This window comes from Calidithermus terrae, from assembly GCF_003574345.1.
GTDB classification, from domain to species: Bacteria; Deinococcota; Deinococci; order Deinococcales; family Thermaceae; genus Calidithermus; species Calidithermus chliarophilus.
In genome coordinates this window covers 1-15,042 of record NZ_QXDL01000097.1, presented here as the reverse complement: position 1 = coordinate 15,042, position 15,042 = coordinate 1, and the positions used below count along the sequence as shown (strand labels likewise).

Below are 15,042 nucleotides of genomic sequence, written 5' to 3'. Positions count from 1 at the left end.
CACCCCGTCCCTCCCCGCACGCGGGGAGGGTTTATCCCCCCCAGCCCCCCTTGCTAAGGGGGGAGCGAGGCGTCTTGCGTCTTGCGTTCGGCGTACGGCGTACGACGTAGGACGTACGACGCCCGACCCGCGCCCGGCCCCCGGCTATTGACTATCGACCACCGACCACCCACATGCACTAAGCTATCCCCATGCCGCACCCTTTCGACGAACTGAACCTCGAGGAAGTAAAAGGCTCCCACTCGGTGAAGTGGAGCCTTTTTCCTGAAGACGTGCTGCCCCTCTGGGTGGCCGACATGGATTACCCCGTCGCCGAGCCCATCTTGGAGGCCGTCCGGGAGAGGCTCTCCCGGCGCATCGGCTACCCGCAGGGCGCGGGCGACCCCGAATTGCTCGAGGCGATCATCGCCAAGCAGGAGCGGCTGGGGCTGAAGGGCCTGCAGCCCGAGAACCTGTGGCTCACCAGCAGCGTGGTGCCGGGCATCTGCGCCAGCGTCCTGGCGCTGAGCAGCCCGGGCGACGAGGCGATCACGCAGGTGCCGGTCTATCACCCCTTCCTGATCGCGCTGAAGGAGTTCAACCGCGTCACCCGGGCCAACCCCATGCAGCCGGGGGAGACCCGCTGGGAGATCGACTTCGAGCAGCTCGAGTCCCTCGTCACCCCGGGCACCCGGATGCTGATGCTGTGCAACCCGCAGAACCCCACCGGGCGCGTGTTCACCCGGGCCGAGCTGGAGAGGCTGGCCGAGTTCGCGCTCCGGCACCGCCTGTGGGTCATGGTCGATGAGCTGTGGTCCGACCTGATCTACGAGGGGCCGCACGTCCCCTTCGCCTCGCTCTCGGAGGAGGTCGCCCAGCGCACCGTCACGCTCACCGGCCCCTGCAAGGCCTTCAACACCGCCGGGCTGGGGGGCGGGGTCGCCATCAGCCACAACAAGGAGATCCTGGCCCGCATGCAGAAGGTCAGCCTGGGCATCGGCGGCCACCCCAACGTGCTCTCGATGGCCGCCTGGCTCGGCGCCCTGCGGCACGGCCAGCCCTGGCTCGAGCAGACTCTGGCCTACCTCAAGGCCAACCGCGACTTCCTGACCCGCTTCCTCGCCGAGCGCCTCCCCGAGGTGCGCTACACCCCGCCCGAGGCCACCTACCTCGCCTGGCTCGACTTCCGGGCGCTGGGCCTCGAGGACCCCCACGCCTTCGCGCTCGAGCACGCCAAGGTGGGCCTCAACGACGGCGCGATCTTCGGGGAGGGCTTCAAAGGCTACCTGCGGCTCAACTTCGCCACCAGCCGCCCGCTGTTGCAGGAGGCGCTCGAGCGCCTGGCGTCGGCGCTGAAGGGGTCGGTGGTCGATAGCTGATAGCCGATAGCCGAACGCAGGATGCGGGTCGTACGTCCTACGTCGTACGCAAGACGCAAGACGCGAAACGCAAGACGCAAAACGCGTGTCCTCCGTCGTACGCCTCGGCCCTGGACCCTCGGCCCTTGGCGTTCAGCGTTCATCGCCCTCCAAGCCCTTGACCCAGAACACCATCGGCTTGGGGCTATCCTGGGCCTCGTCCAGGTCCTGCCAGCTGAAGTGGGCGAGGAGGTCGGGGCGTTTGCGGTAGCCCTGGCGTTCCCAGAAGGCGTCGAGCGGGCGGTAGTCGGGGGGGCGGAGGGGGTGGTTTTCGGGGCGCACCACCGCGCAGAAGGTGGTGTTGGCGTAGCCCAGCGCCCTGGCCCGCGCCTCGCGCTGCTTGAAGAACTCCGCCCCTAGGCCCCGGCCCCGGTAGTCGCGCTCGAGCACGCTCTCGCCGAAGTAGTACCACGCGGCGGGCTCGAGGCCGGCCTTTTGGAAAGGCTCCTGGAACTCGGCCTCGGCCTGGGCCAAGGGGAGGGCGGTGGAAGCCCCCACCACCCGGCCCGCGTCCTGCACGACGACGAGGGCGCTCTCGGGGAGGCGGAGGAACTTCTCGAGGTAGCGCCGCTCGTACTCGAGGCTCCCCGCGTAGAGGTAGGGGAACTCGCGGAACACCTCGATGCGCAGCCGGGCCAGCTCGGGGATGAATCCTTCGGCCTCGCTCCCGCTCAAAACCTGAACCTTTAGCATCGGAACTCCTGGGCCTGCGGGCATGCTGGGGTGGAATTGCTCCGGCAAGCGTGCTACTGTCGGAGCATGAGAATATTATCCCGCGACGTGCTTATCGGCTGTGGCCTGTTGCTGCTTTCCGCGTGCGCGCCCTCGTCGGTCACCCCGGCGCCGGGCGGGCCGGGGTACGGGCCCGCGATCCCGGCCTTCCTGCCGACCTCGGCCTCGGCGCGGGTGTCCAAGCCCGAGGGGACGGCCCTGGGCCTCAAGCTCGACTCGGTCGGGCTGGGCTTCGAGGTCACCGACGGCCCCTTCGGCTTCGAGCTCAAGGTGCCGCCGCGCTCGGGGGTGTTCGCCCGCGGCTCGTTCGTGCAGGGCAACCTGGCCGCCTCGCTGAGCCTGGGCTGGGATACCTACGGCGAGTACGGCGGCTACCCCGACTACCGCTACCGGGTCTACAACCGCGGCGGCCTCGGCCTCGACGCGGGCTATTTCTTCCCCATCCCCCTGGAGTCGGGGCAGGGCTACGTCGGGCCGCGCCTGTACACCTACTTCCTCTGCGAGAGCGTGGACAACAGCCCCCTCGAGTGCGTCGGCCCCCGCTTCAACCCCGGCGCGACCATCGGCGTCAACCTCCGCTTCGGCGACCGCTTCAGCGTCTCGCCGGAGATCTCCGTCTTCCTGCTCCCGCCCGACGAGTACTTCGTGAGCCCCAGGGGCACCACGCTGTTCAGCCTCTCGCTCTCCTACCGCTTCTGAGAGGGGTTGTCCTCAGGCTGTGGCGGCGCTCACGCGACCTGCCGGAGCCAGTCGTGGAGGTTGTAGTGGTTGGAGACGCGGGCGATCTTGCCGCCCCGGATTTCGAAGAAGGCCCCCACCCGCAGGGTGTACCTCTGGCCGCGGGCCGGGGGCAGGCTGCCGTCGGTCTGGAGGTACTCCCCCTCGAGCATGAACTCCGCGGCGGCGCGGCGCCCGTCGGCGCTGACCATGACGGCGAGGTCGTAGACCCGCTCGCGGTAGCAGCGGTTCATGCGCTCGAGGAAGGCCCGGAAGGCCTCCTTGCCCCGCTCGGCGGGCCCCTGGCTGATCTCGTGGAGCACGTCGTCGCTCAGGAGCTGGAGGAAGCCCTCGACGTCGCGGGCGTTGAAGCGGTCGTAGTACACGCGCAAGAGCGTTTCGGCGGGGGTGGCGTTCACGGGACCAGTTTATCTGGGCCAAACGCCCCGGCTCCCGTATCCTGAGGGGCGAGGGAGGAAAATCATGCTAACGCTGATCGGAATTGCCCTACTGGTGCTCGGCATCGTCCTGCTGGTCCAGCCGGGGCGGCGCAGCCTGGGGGGCTTAGTAGCCATCATCGGCCTGGGAATCGCGGTGCTGTCGCAGAGCTTCGTGGTGATCCCCGCCGGGCACGTGGGCGTGGTGTTCAACGTCTTCGGCGGGGTGCAGCCCACGCCGCTGGGCGAGGGATTCCGCATCGTGCTCCCCGGCATTCAGAACGTGGTCCTCTACGACGCGCGCCTGAAGGAGGTGACGCTGGCGGTGCCCACCCCGGGCACGCGGCAGCCCGGCCCCAGCGAGGAGGCCATCACCGCCCGCAGCAAGGAGGGCCTGGAGATCGGGGTGGACGTGACGGTGCAGTACCGCATCAAGCGTGGCGAGGCCGCCCAACTGCACCGCAACGTGGGGCCGGGCTACGTCGATACCCTGGTGGTGCCCCAGATCCGCAGCAAGGTGCGCGACGCGGTGGGCCTGTTCAACGCCGCCGACCTCATCAGCACCCAGCGCACCCAGCTCGAGGCCGCCGTCACGCGCGAGCTCTCCGAGGACCTGAACGCCCAGCACGTCGAGCTGATCTCGGTGCTGCTGCGCCGCATCGACATCCCGCAGTCGGTCGCCAAGGTCATCGAGGAGAAGCAGACCGCCGAGCAGCAGGTCCAGGTCGCGGAGAACCGCCGCCGCCAGGCCGAGATCGACGCCCAGCGCGCGGTGGTGCAGGCCAAGGGCGAGCGCGACGCCGCCATCCTCAAGGCCGAGGGCGAGGCCCGGGCCATCCAGTTGCGCGGCGAGGCCCTGCGCCGCTCGCCCGAGGTCATCCAGCTCACCGTGGCCGAGAAGCTCTCGCCCGGCATCAACACCGTGCTGCTGCCCTCGGACGGCAACTTCCTCCTCGACCTGCGGAACCTGCAGACGCTCAACCGGACGGCTCCGGCGCGGTGAGGCGGGTTGGCGGCTGATGGCCGGGCGCGGGGCGCGGGGCGTGCGCCCCGCGCCCCGTGTCGTACGTCGTACGCCAAGCGCAAAACGCCAAACGCCAGACGCTTAGACCCTCGACCCTCGACAAACCACGAGCCTACCGCTGGCGGCTTATCGCTTCCTGCTTCCGGCTCACGCGCAATGTGAGGGGGTGTACTTGTGAGTCCTTGGGGCGGAAGCGGTAAACTGGGCACGCAGGTTTCGATCTAAAGCTTCTGGTTGTGCAAGGAGGAATTCCTCATGCTCAGATCTTTCGTTCGCGCTCGAGCGCTGTGGGCGGGTTTGCTGGTTTTCGGGCTGATGAGCGCTCAGGCCCAGGTGACCATCACCTACTGGCAGTACGATTTCAAGAGCAAGATCGAGGCCATTGACGAACTGATCAAGCGTTTCGAGGCGGCTAACCCGGGCATCAAGGTCGTGCACCAGACCTTCCCCTACGACGCCTACCAGCAGAAGGTGGGCTCCTCCATCCCGGCCGGGCAGGGCCCGGACGTGGTCAACCTCTTCTACGGCTGGCTGCCCACCTGGGTCAAAGCCGGCTACCTGGTCCCGCTGCCGGAGAACCTGGTCAGCCCCAAGCAGGTTGACAACGACTTCGTGAGCATGGCCCAGAGCGCCAAGATGGGCGGCAAGTACTACGGCCTGCCCACCGCCGTGCGCAGCCTGGCGCTGTTTTACAACAAGGACCTTTTCCAGCAGGCCGGGATCAGCAAGCCGCCCAAGACCTGGGCCGAATTTCTAGAGGCCGGCAAGAGGCTCACCGTCAAGCAGGGCGACCGCTACACCCAGATCGGCTACGGCATCTCGCCCGACGGGCAGGACCACCACCTCGTGCGCGAGGTGCTGATGCGCCAGATGGGCGGGCGCCCCTACTCCGACGACGGGCGCAAGGTGCTCTTCGGCGGGGCCGAGGGGCTCAAGGCCTTCACCGCCTACACCGACTGGGTCAAGAAGCACGGCATCGGCATCCCCAGCTTCTTCCCCGGCAACAACGGCTACCGCGACGGCTTCATCGCCGGCAAGATCGGCATGATCATCGACGGCTCCTTCGCCGTCGGCACCATCCGCAGCGGGGCCAAGTTCAACTGGGGCGTGGCCGAGCTGCCGGTGGAGAAGGTCGGGGGGCGCAAGGCCAACTTCGGCTCCTTCTGGCTCCACGGCATCACCCCCCTCGCCAAGGGGCCCAAGCTCGAGGCCAGCGTCAAGTTCCTCAACTTCATCACCTCGGCGGAGGCGCAGCGCTACTGGCTCGAGAAGGTGGGCGAGCTCCCCGCCCGCAAAGACCTCATCAAAGACCCCAAGCTCTCGCTCGACCCCGTCTACGGGCCCTTCATCCTCAGCCTCTCCTACGCCAAGGCCACCCCCTTCGTGGACGAGGCCGCCCAGCGCACGGTGATCGTCAACGCCATCAACCGGGTGCTCTTGCAGAACATGGACCCCGCGCAGTCGTGGAAGATCGCGGTGGAGGAGGAGCAGAAGATCCTCGACAGCTTCTACAAGTAGCGGGGGCAGGGCTCAGGGGGCCGGGGTTTGGGTAGGGTTCTTTCCCGCCACCCTCTCCCCGTCCCCCTGAACCTGCCTCTCACGCGCCCTGAAGCCCCCTTATGAAGCGATCCCGGCTCAGCCTGGCTACCCGTGAAGCCCTGTGGGCTTATGCCTTTTTGCTCATCCCGCTGGCCTTCTTCCTCTTCATCCGCATCTGGCCCGCGTTCCAGGCGCTGTGGCTTTCGCTGTACGACTGGAACGCCGACCCCAGCAAGCGGGCCTTCGTGGGGCTCGAGCACTACGCCCAGATGGCCCAGGACCCCCTCATCGCCCGCTCGCTGCGCAACACCCTGCTCTACACCCTCATCGGGGTGCCCGCCCAGTTGGTGCTGGGGCTGGGCATCGCCCTGCTGCTCAACGCCGTGACCCGCGAGCGGCTGCGCGACGTGTTCCGCGCCATCTACTTCGCGCCCTACGTGACCCCGGCGGTGGCGGTGGCCTGGGTGTTCAGCTGGATGCTCTCGGCCAACTTCGGCGTCGTCAACGAGCTGCTGCGGGCCGTCGGGCTCCCCGCGCAGGACTTCCTGCGCAACCCCAGCCTGGCGCTGCCCACCGTGACGGCGGTGGTGGTCTGGCAGAACCTGGGCTTCCAGGTGGTGCTCTTCCTGGCCGGCCTGCAGAACATCCCCCGCGACTACTACGAGGCCGCCCGCATCGACGGGGCCGACGGGCGGCAGCTTTTCCGCCACATCACGCTGCCGCTGCTGAACCCGGTGACGGTCTTCTCGGCGGTGATCGGCACCATCGCCTTCCTGCAGCTTTTCACCCAGGTCGTCAACCTCAGCTTCACCGACCAGGGCGGCCCCCTCCACAGCACGCTGACGGTGGCGCTGTACATCTACCAGGTGGCCTTCGGGCGCTTCGACCTAGGCTACGCCGCGGCCATCACGGTGCTGCTGTTCGCGATCATCCTGCTCATCACCCTGGTCCAACTGCGGCTGCTGTCGCGGCGGGTGGAGTACTGATGCTTGATGCCGAACGCCCAACGCCCAACGCCCAACGCCCGACGCCAACCCGGCAGGCGGCCAGGTAGGGGAGGGGAAAGGGCCGGCACAGGGTATCCGAGATGAATAAACGCCTTTCCTCCTTCTCCGTCTACACCCTGCTGACGCTGGGTGCTCTGGCGATGGTCTTCCCCTTCGTCTGGATGGTGCTGACCTCGCTCAAGAGCTTCCAGGAGCTCTTCGACCTGCGCTGGCTGCCCCAGGAGCCGACGCTCGAGAACTACCGCGAGGTGCTCTTCGGCACCCAGTTCCCCCGCTGGTTCCTCAACAGCCTGGTCGTGGCGGGCGTCACCACCGTCTCGGTGCTGTTCTTCGACAGCCTGGTGGGCTACACCCTGGCTAAGCTGCGCTTCCCCGGAAAGAACCTGATCTTCGTGCTGATCCTGGCTACGCTGATGGTGCCCACCGAGATGCTCATCATCCCCTGGTACGTCATGAGCGTGGACTACGGCTGGGTCAACACCTTCTGGGGCGTCCTGTTCCCCGGCCTCATCAGCGCCTTCGGCGTCTTCCTCATGCGCCAGTTCTTCGAGTCGCTGCCCAGCGACCTGCTCGACGCGGGCCGCATCGACGGCCTGAGCGAGTTCGGGGTGTTCTGGCGGGTGGCCTTCCCGCTGGTGCGCCCGGCGCTGGCGGCGCTGGGCATCTTCACCTTTTTGGGCAACTGGAACGCCTTCTTGTGGCCGCTGGTGATCATCCAGACCCCCGAGATGCGCACCCTGCCCGTGGGGGTCGCGCTCTTCTCGGGCGAGGCGGGCACCGCCTGGCACCTGATCATGGCGGCGAGCAGCCTCGCGGTGATCCCGGTGCTCATCGTGTTCTTCGTCTTCCAGCGCCAGATCATCGAGGGCGTGGTGCTCACCGGGGTCAAGGGGTAATTCGCGGATAGCCCATAGCCGATAGCCGATAGCTACTGAACGGTTAAGTTCCTTAGCTATCGACTATCGACTACCCCCCACCTACCTCACCAGCTCGATCTCGAACAGGTACGGCCACAGCTTGCCCGTCACGAAGAGGCGCTGGCCCTGTGCGTCGTAGGCGATGCCGTTGAGCACGTCGGCCTTGGTGATGAGCATGGTCAGCTTGGTGAGGTCGATCCAGGCCTCCACGTGCCCGTCCTTGGGGTCAATGATGGCGATGCGGTTGGTCTGCCAGACGTTGGCGTAGACGAAGCCTTGGACGTACTCGAGCTCGTTCAGCCGCGTCACCGGCTCGCCCCCCGCCGTCACCTTGACGGTACGGACGGGCTTGAGCGTCTTGGGGTCGAGGAAGAACAGCCGGTCGGTGCCGTCGCTCATGATGAGCTGGTTGCCGTCGTGGGTCAGGCCCCAGCCCTCGGTGGCGTAGGAGAAGGTGCCGGTCTGCTTGAAGGTGGCGAGGTCGTAGATAAAGCCCTTCTTGCTCGTCCAGGTGAGCTGGTAGATCTTGCCGTCGAAGAGGGTGATGCCCTCGCCGAAGTGCTCGGCGGCGAGGGGCTGGCGCTGGAGCACCTTGCCGGTCTGAAGCTCGACCTTGCGGATCTCCGAGCGCCCGTTGAGCCCGGTGCCCTCGTAGAGGAAGCCGTTGTGGTAGACGAGCCCCTGGGTGAAGGCGGCGGGGTCGTGGGGGTACATCTTGACCAGCTTGAAGCCGTAGACGGGGACCGAGCCGTTGCCCTCGTGGGCCGTGACGGAGGCCAGGCCGAGCAGCAGGGCGAGGGCGGGGAGCAGGAACAGGCGGCGCATGGTCATAGCATAGGGGCCAAGGATGAACGCAGGCTTTGCTGGACGGCTTCGACGCTCTGGGTGGCGTCCAGGACGACGAAGCGACCGGGCTCGAGGCGGGCGAGCTCGAGGTAGCCCTCCCGCAGGCGGCGGTGGAACTCTAAGGGCTCGCGCTCGAGGCGGTCGCGGCCGTCGAAGCGCCGCAGCCCCATCTCGGGCGGCAGGTCGAGCAGAAAGGTGCGGTGGGGCTTGAGCCCGCCCGTCGCGCCCTCGGCCACCGCCCGCAGCCAGCCCAGCGGCAGCCCGCGCCCGTAGCCCTGGTAGGCCAGCGAGGAGTCGAGGTAGCGGTCGCACAGCACCACCTCGCCGCGCTCGAGGGCCGGGCGCAGCACCGTGCGCACGTGCTCGGCGCGGTCGGCGGAGTAGAGCAGGTACTCGGCCTCGGGGGTCATGTCGTGGTGGTGCAGCAGCAGCCGGCGGATCTCGGCCCCCACCGCGCCGCCGTCGCCGGGCTCGCGGGTGGTGAGCACCGCGCGGCCCTGCTCACGCAGCCACCCCGCCAGCAGCCGCACCTGCGTGCTCTTGCCCGCACCTTCGGGCCCCTCGAAGGTGATGAACAGCCCCGCCATTCAAAGCCCCGTGGGGTGCTCGAGGAAGACCCAGGGCAGCCCGAACTCGCGCTCGAGGCGCTCGGCCAGGGCCTTCACGCCGAAGGTCTCGGTGTCGTAGTGCCCGGCGTAGATGGCGTTCATGCCCAGCTCGAAGGTGGGGTGGAAGTTCTGGTGCTTGGGCTCGCCGGTGATGAGCAGCTCGGCCCCGGCGGCCCTGGCCTCGGCCACGTAGTCGGAGGCCGAGCCCGACACCACCGCCACCCGCGTGACCTCGTTGGGGCCGCCCTGGTGGATGAGGCACTGCATCCCGGTCATCTGGCCCAGCCGGTCGCCGATCTCGGAGAGGGTGTGCGCCCGGAAGAGCGTGCCGATGAACCCGGCGGCGAAGGGCTCGAGGCCCTGCAGCCCCAGAGCCTGCGCGATCACCGCGTTGTTGCCCACCTCGGGGTGGACGTCGAGCGGCAGGTGCGAGGCGTAGAGGCTGATGCCGCCCTGGAAGAGGGCCTCGAGGCGCCGCTTGTGAATCCCCACCACCGGCGTCGCCCCGCCCCAGAACAGCCCGTGGTGCACGATCATGAAGTCCACGCCCTGCTCGCGGGCCTGCTCGATGGTGGACTGCGCGGCGTCCACCGCCGCCCCCACCTTCGTCACCCGCTCGGCCCCCTCCACCTGCAGCCCGTTGAGCGAGGGGTCGCGCATCTGCCGTGTGATCTCCTGGGTCTTGAGGAATTCGTCCAGCCAGCGGACGAGGGTGTCGCGGTGCATGGGTATAAGTCTACTGCTGAACGACGGGCGCTTAGCGCGGGTCGTGCGTCGTACGTCCTACGCCGTACGCGAGACGCAAGACGCAAAACGCCCTTTCTTTACCCCCCTTAACAAGGGGGGCCAGGGGGGATAAACCCTCCCCGCGCGCGGGGAGGGACGGGGAGGGGCCCACCACAGGCCACACGCCTCCCTTCACCCGTCTCCCTGAACCCGATGCCCGCGCAGGGCGGCCTGCACCTCCTCCACCTCGTTCCAGGGGATCGCCTCGGTGCCGCGCTCGAGCGTGCGCTCGTGGCCCTTGCCCGAGAAGAGGACGGTGTCGCCGGGGCGGGCGGTCTCGACGGCGTAGCGGATGGCCTCGCGCCGGTCGCCGAGGCAGACGTGGCGGCGGGGGTCGCCGTGGGCCTGGGCCATGGTTTGCAGGATGGCCTCGAGGCTCTCGGTGCGGTGGTCTTCCTCGGTGAAGACGGCGAAGTCGGCGAGCTCGGCGGCGACCTGGCCGATGCCGGTGCGGCGGCTGGGGTCCTGGTTGCCGGCCGCGCCGATCACCACGACCAGGCGGCCGCGGGTGGTGGGGCGCAGGGTCTTTAGCGCGGCCCGCAGGCTGGCGCCGGTGTGGGCGAAGTCCACGATGGCCCGGAAGGGCTCGGCCTGCAGGAGCTGCATGCGGCCCGGGACGCCGGGGAAGCTGGCGAGGCCCTGCTGGAGCTCCTCGACCAACAGGCCCAGCCGGGCGGCGGCGGCCATTGCCGCCAGGGCGTTGTCGGCGTTGAAGCGGCCGACCATGGGGAGCTCGACCCCGAAGGCGCCGACGGGGGAGCGCACCTCGAACTCGAGCCCCCCCGCGTGCTCGCGCAGCTTCCCGACGCGCCAGTCTCCGGCCGCGCCGTAGCTCCAGGTGCCGGGCTCGCCGGCCAGGGCGCGCGTCCAGGGGTTGTCGGCGTTGACCACGCGCCAGCGGGAGCGCTCCAGCAGCTTCTTCTTCTCGGCGAAGTAGTTCTCCATGCTGCCGTGGAGGTCGAGGTGGTCCTCGAAGAGGTTGGTGAAGATGCCCACCGCGTACTCCAGCCCGCGCACCCGCTCGAGCTGCAGCGCGTGGCTGGAGACCTCGAGCACCGCCCGCCGGCAACCCGCCTCCACGAAACGCCGCAGCATCTCCTGCACCTGCGGGGCCTCGGGGGTGGTGAAGTGGCCGGGGAGGAACAGCTCTTCCGCGCCGATCCTGACGCCCACCGTCGAGAGCCGCCCCACCGGGGGCCGCGCCGACTGGAGCAGGTGGTGCAGCAGCACGGCCACGGTGGTCTTGCCCTTCGATCCCGTCACCCCGGCGAGCTCGAGCCGCCGCGCGGGGTAGCCCCAGAAGGCCGCGGCTAAGTCGGCCAGGGCGGCCCGGTCGTCGTCCACCTTGCAGTAGGGGACGGGCAGAACCAGCTCCCGGGTGCCCACCACCCCTACGGCGCCGCGCTCGAGCGCCTGCGGGATGAAGTCGTGGCCGTCGAGGGGCGGGCGGCTCCTGAGGGGGACGCCCCGCACCGCCACGAACACGAAGCCGGGCTCCACCTGCCTCGAGTCGTGGGTCACCCCCCGCACCGGCAGGGCAGGGGCTTCGCGGCCGAGCAGGGCGAAGAGGTCGCGCAGCGTGGTCACGCCCGCATTCTATCGGCGGCTCGAGGCGGAGGGCCCTTCCCACCGAACGGTGGATGCCGTTCCAGCTCGAGAACGACCACCGTTCGCCCAATGCCGGGCGGGGGGTGCGGCCGGGTAGGCTCAGGAAACCAATCTCCGAGCAGGCCCAAGAAGGAGGCTACCGACCCTGCCCGACCCTACAGCAACGGCCCGCAGGCCTTCTCCGCGTCAGGGAGCCGGACCCCGGTTTCCCTCAGCCAAGCCTCAGGAAATAATCAACATATCTATTTACAAAATCACGATTAAAGACTAAACTGGGGAGCAAGGAGGCGATGACCAAATGCAAAACAGCATCATCGATACCATCGGCTTCCACGCCGGAGAAATCATCCTCTACCCGGGCAAGCCTGGCCCCAAGGACAAGCTCTACCGGGTTCGCGAGGGGTTGGTGCGCCTCCAGAGCGTGGACGAAGAGGGCAACGCCCTGACGCTGCGCTTCGCCCGCCCGGGGGAATACTTCGGCGAGGAAGTGCTCTCCGGTGACGAACGCACCTACTTCGCGGAGGCGGTGACCCGCACCCGCGTGGACATCGTCTCGCCCGAGGAACTCACCCCCGAGGAGACCGTCAAGCTCGCCCGTCACCTCGTCAACGCGCTCACCCAGACCTACCGCACCATCCAGCGCCTGTCGGGCCAGCGCCTGAAGAACCGCATCGCCGCCACCCTGCTCGAGCTCTCCAACACCCCCATCGCCTTCCGCGAGAGCAGCGGCCGCGTGGGCGTGCGCGCCACCCACGACGAGATCGCCTCGGCCGTCGGCTCGGTGCGCGAGACCGTGACCAAGGTCATCGGCGAGCTCTCGCGCGAGGGCTACATCAAGTCCGGCTACGGCAAGCTGGTGCTCGAGAACATCCGCGGCCTCGAGGACCTCGCCCAGCAGGCTGCATAAACTCTCAGCATCCCGGAATAAAGGACGGCCTTTGAGCCGTCCTTTATTCGTGGAGGGGGAGCGGCGCCGGAAGGGTTTGCATTCCCGGCATGCCGGGCGGTACACTGGCGGCAACAGCCGAGCGGAACCGGGCAGGGCTCACGGTATACCAAAACCGGGGTTCTGTGCTATCTTATTCACCATGTTGCGGACCGACGTGACGGTGATCGGGGCGGGGCCTGCAGGGCTGTTCGCGGCGTTCTACGTGGGGATGCGCGACCTCACGGTGCGTATCCTCGACCCTCTGCCCGAGCCCGGGGGCCAGCTCATGGCGCTGTACCCCGAGAAGTACATCTACGACATCGCCGGCTTCCCCAAGATCCTCGCCAAGGACCTGGTGAACAACCTGGTCGAGCAGCTCGAGCCCTTCAAGCCCGTCTACACCCTGGGCGAGCGGGCGGAGAAGCTCGAGGAGGTTGACGGCGACTTCCACATCACCACCTCCAGCGGCAACACCTACGTCACCGGCGCGGTGATCATCGCCGCGGGCGTGGGGGCGTTCGAGCCGCGCAAGGTCGGCTGCGCGGGCGAGGCCGAGTTCACCGGCCGGGGCGTGTACTACGCGGTCAAGAGCAAGGCCGAGTTCGCCGGCAAGCGCGTGCTGATCGTGGGCGGGGGCGACAGCGCCGCCGACTGGACGCTGGGCCTGAAGGACATCGCCGACGTGACGCTGATCCACCGCCGCGAGCAGTTCCGCGCGCACGCCGCCACCGTCAACCAGATGATCGCCGCCGCCGAGGCGGACGAAGTGCGCATCCTCACCCCCTACGAGCTCAAGGAGGTCCGGGGCGACGAGCGGGTGCGCGAGGTGGTGATCTTCAACAACGCCACCAAGGAAGAGACCGTGATGGGCGTGGACGCGGTGGTCATCCTCGCCGGCTACCTCTCCAAGCTGGGCCCCCTGGCGACGTGGGGCCTCGAGATGGAGGGCAACAAGAAGATCAAGGTGCTCGACGGCACCATGCGCACCAGCCGCCCCGGCATCTTCGCCTGCGGCGACGTGGCGAGCTACGCCGGCAAGCTCCCTTTGATCTGCCTGGGCTTCGGCGAAGCCTCCATCGCCGCCAACTACGCCGCCGCCTACGCCCACCCCGAGCTCAAGGTCAACCCCGGCCACTCCTCCGAGCGCGACGAGTCGCCGACCCCGGCCCCGGCGCACTGAAGCGGGAAACGGCGAGCTGACAGCTTTAAGCCGTCAGCCTTCAGCCGTCAGCGTGTGGCCTGTCGAGGGTCAAGGGCCTAGGGCCAAAGCATTTTGCGTCTTGCGTACGACGTAAGACGTATGACGTAGGACACGCGTCTTGCGTACGGCGTAGGACGTACGACCCACACCTGGCGCCCCGCGCCCGGCACCCGGCGTCCGACCAGCCCTCGACCTCCGCCCCCGATCAAGGCACAATAGCAACGTATGCGCACGCGCCGCAGGGCCTTCGTCTACATCACCCGGGAGACGCCGCATGGGAGGCAACTCCTGGTGTTCACCCAGGACGACCCCGCCGCCGGGGTCCAGACCCCGGGCGGGACCATCGAGGCCCACGAGCCGGCGCTCGAGGGCGCCCTACGCGAGGCTTGTGAGGAGACCGGGCTGAGCCGCTTCGGGGAGGCGCGTGAGGTCGCCTTCCAGGTCTTCGACGGGCCCGATGAGGCCGTGGAGTGCCACTACGTGCACCTGCCGCTGGCGGGGACGGCGGGGGAGAGCTGGACCCACGTCGTCAGCAGCGGCACGGACGACAAGGGGATGACCTTCCGCTGCTTCTGGGTCTCGCTCGAGGAGGCCCGCGCCCGGGCGTGGCCGCACATGGTCTACGGGCTCGAGGCGCTGGGGGGCTGAATGTACGCGCTCGGCCAGCAACTGCGCGTGGAGTTCTGGAAGTACCCCGAGGAGCGGCTGCACTACTGGTGGGAGGCCGAGGTGCGCGAGGTGCGCGAGGGCGCGGTGCTGCTGTACATGCCGCCGGGCTTCGAGTTCCACCACGAGAGCAAGCAGCGGGTGCTGCGGGTGGACCACCAGGCCTACGTCGCCTTCTTCGAGGGGCGCTGGTACTCCGGCGGCCCCGACCTCGACCCCCAGGGGCGGGTGCTCGAGTACTACTGGAACGTCCAGACCCCCCCGCGCTTCGAGGTCGGGCTCATCCGGCAGTACGACCTCGAGCTCGACGTGAAGTGCAGGGCCGACCACCGCTGCCAGACCTTCGACCTCGAGGAGTTCGCCGCCAAGGTGAACCGCTACCCCGCCGAGTGGGTCGAGCAAGCCCGGCAGGCCGTCGCCGAGATCGAGCGCCACGTGCAGCAGCGGGAATGGCCCGTCCTACCGCCGGGAGAAGCGGGGGACTGGCTCGAGCGGGTTTGAGGGAGGGCTGATCGCTGACCGCTCATCCCTCAGCCTTCATCCGCCAGCGATAAGCACGTGGCTAGTGGCTCATGGTGAAAAGAACCCCGCCCCGGCCCTCCCCGGCGCCGGGGAAGGAATATCCCCCC

General features: G+C 68.4%; 16 protein-coding genes. 10 read left to right on the top strand and 6 right to left on the bottom strand.

Features of this window, described 5'->3' with window-relative positions; genetic code table 11:
• Nucleotides 1-191: 191 nt before the first annotated feature.
• A complete protein-coding gene (locus Mterra_RS11975) occupies nucleotides 192-1,358 on the top strand; it encodes a MalY/PatB family protein (RefSeq protein WP_119315404.1) in 1,167 nt (388 codons plus the stop codon).
• Nucleotides 1,359-1,490: 132 nt separating this feature from the next.
• Here the strand turns inward: Mterra_RS11975 and Mterra_RS11970 are convergent, their stop codons facing one another.
• On the bottom strand, nucleotides 1,491-2,090 hold the full coding sequence (locus Mterra_RS11970; protein ID WP_119315403.1) for a GNAT family N-acetyltransferase: 600 nt from the start codon (nucleotides 2,088-2,090) through the stop codon (nucleotides 1,491-1,493).
• A gap of 87 nt (nucleotides 2,091-2,177) precedes the next feature.
• Here Mterra_RS11970 and Mterra_RS23145 point away from each other — a divergent pair, with 87 nt between their 5' ends.
• Nucleotides 2,178-2,828, top strand: coding sequence for a hypothetical protein (locus Mterra_RS23145; protein WP_245971613.1), 651 nt, complete (start codon nucleotides 2,178-2,180; stop codon nucleotides 2,826-2,828).
• 29 nt (nucleotides 2,829-2,857) lie between these two features.
• On the opposite strand, the gene Mterra_RS11960 is transcribed toward Mterra_RS23145, so the two are convergent.
• Nucleotides 2,858-3,265: a ketosteroid isomerase-related protein gene (locus tag Mterra_RS11960; RefSeq protein ID WP_119315402.1), complete on the bottom strand. Its 408-nt coding sequence runs from the start codon at nucleotides 3,263-3,265 to the stop codon at nucleotides 2,858-2,860.
• A gap of 64 nt (nucleotides 3,266-3,329) precedes the next feature.
• On the opposite strand from Mterra_RS11960, the gene Mterra_RS11955 reads away from it, so the two are divergent.
• The 4 genes from Mterra_RS11955 to Mterra_RS11940 all read left to right on the top strand — a co-directional run bounded on the left by Mterra_RS11955 (nucleotide 3,330) and on the right by Mterra_RS11940 (nucleotide 7,749).
• Nucleotides 3,330-4,286: a prohibitin family protein gene (locus tag Mterra_RS11955; RefSeq protein ID WP_119315401.1), complete on the top strand. Its 957-nt coding sequence runs from the start codon at nucleotides 3,330-3,332 to the stop codon at nucleotides 4,284-4,286.
• Nucleotides 4,287-4,562: 276 nt separating this feature from the next.
• The gene (locus tag Mterra_RS11950; RefSeq protein ID WP_176582531.1) at nucleotides 4,563-5,825 is read left to right on the top strand and encodes an extracellular solute-binding protein; all 1,263 of its coding nucleotides are present in this window, start codon (nucleotides 4,563-4,565) and stop codon (nucleotides 5,823-5,825) included.
• Nucleotides 5,826-5,926: 101 nt separating this feature from the next.
• Nucleotides 5,927-6,832 carry a carbohydrate ABC transporter permease gene (locus Mterra_RS11945; protein WP_119315400.1) on the top strand — a complete coding sequence of 302 codons (906 nt, stop codon included), beginning with the start codon at nucleotides 5,927-5,929 and terminating at the stop codon, nucleotides 6,830-6,832.
• 101 nt (nucleotides 6,833-6,933) lie between these two features.
• Nucleotides 6,934-7,749, top strand: a complete 816-nt coding sequence (locus tag Mterra_RS11940; protein WP_119315399.1) for a carbohydrate ABC transporter permease — start codon at nucleotides 6,934-6,936, stop codon at nucleotides 7,747-7,749.
• Nucleotides 7,750-7,830: 81 nt separating this feature from the next.
• On the opposite strand, the gene Mterra_RS11935 is transcribed toward Mterra_RS11940, so the two are convergent.
• From Mterra_RS11935 to Mterra_RS11920, 4 genes are all read right to left on the bottom strand, one after another.
• Nucleotides 7,831-8,595 carry a glutaminyl-peptide cyclotransferase gene (locus Mterra_RS11935; protein WP_119315398.1) on the bottom strand — a complete coding sequence of 255 codons (765 nt, stop codon included), beginning with the start codon at nucleotides 8,593-8,595 and terminating at the stop codon, nucleotides 7,831-7,833.
• A 2-nt stretch (nucleotides 8,596-8,597) separates the two neighbouring features.
• Nucleotides 8,598-9,203: a dTMP kinase gene (gene tmk, locus Mterra_RS11930; protein WP_119315397.1), complete on the bottom strand. Its 606-nt coding sequence runs from the start codon at nucleotides 9,201-9,203 to the stop codon at nucleotides 8,598-8,600.
• On the bottom strand, nucleotides 9,204-9,950 hold the full coding sequence (locus Mterra_RS11925; RefSeq protein WP_119315396.1) for a Nif3-like dinuclear metal center hexameric protein: 747 nt from the start codon (nucleotides 9,948-9,950) through the stop codon (nucleotides 9,204-9,206).
• Nucleotides 9,951-10,142: 192 nt separating this feature from the next.
• Nucleotides 10,143-11,597: a UDP-N-acetylmuramoyl-L-alanyl-D-glutamate--2,6-diaminopimelate ligase gene (locus tag Mterra_RS11920; protein WP_119315395.1), complete on the bottom strand. Its 1,455-nt coding sequence runs from the start codon at nucleotides 11,595-11,597 to the stop codon at nucleotides 10,143-10,145.
• 319 nt (nucleotides 11,598-11,916) lie between these two features.
• On the opposite strand from Mterra_RS11920, the gene Mterra_RS11915 reads away from it, so the two are divergent.
• From Mterra_RS11915 to Mterra_RS11900, 4 genes are all read left to right on the top strand, one after another.
• Nucleotides 11,917-12,525: a helix-turn-helix domain-containing protein gene (locus tag Mterra_RS11915; protein ID WP_027892177.1), complete on the top strand. Its 609-nt coding sequence runs from the start codon at nucleotides 11,917-11,919 to the stop codon at nucleotides 12,523-12,525.
• A gap of 181 nt (nucleotides 12,526-12,706) precedes the next feature.
• The gene (locus Mterra_RS11910) at nucleotides 12,707-13,726 is read left to right on the top strand and encodes an NAD(P)/FAD-dependent oxidoreductase (protein ID WP_119315394.1); all 1,020 of its coding nucleotides are present in this window, start codon (nucleotides 12,707-12,709) and stop codon (nucleotides 13,724-13,726) included.
• A 246-nt stretch (nucleotides 13,727-13,972) separates the two neighbouring features.
• On the top strand, nucleotides 13,973-14,395 hold the full coding sequence (locus Mterra_RS11905; protein WP_119315393.1) for an NUDIX domain-containing protein: 423 nt from the start codon (nucleotides 13,973-13,975) through the stop codon (nucleotides 14,393-14,395).
• Complete coding sequence (locus Mterra_RS11900) at nucleotides 14,396-14,914, top strand: ribonuclease FAU-1 family protein (RefSeq protein ID WP_119315392.1); 519 nt, start codon at nucleotides 14,396-14,398, stop codon at nucleotides 14,912-14,914.
• Nucleotides 14,915-15,042 lie beyond the last annotated feature (128 nt).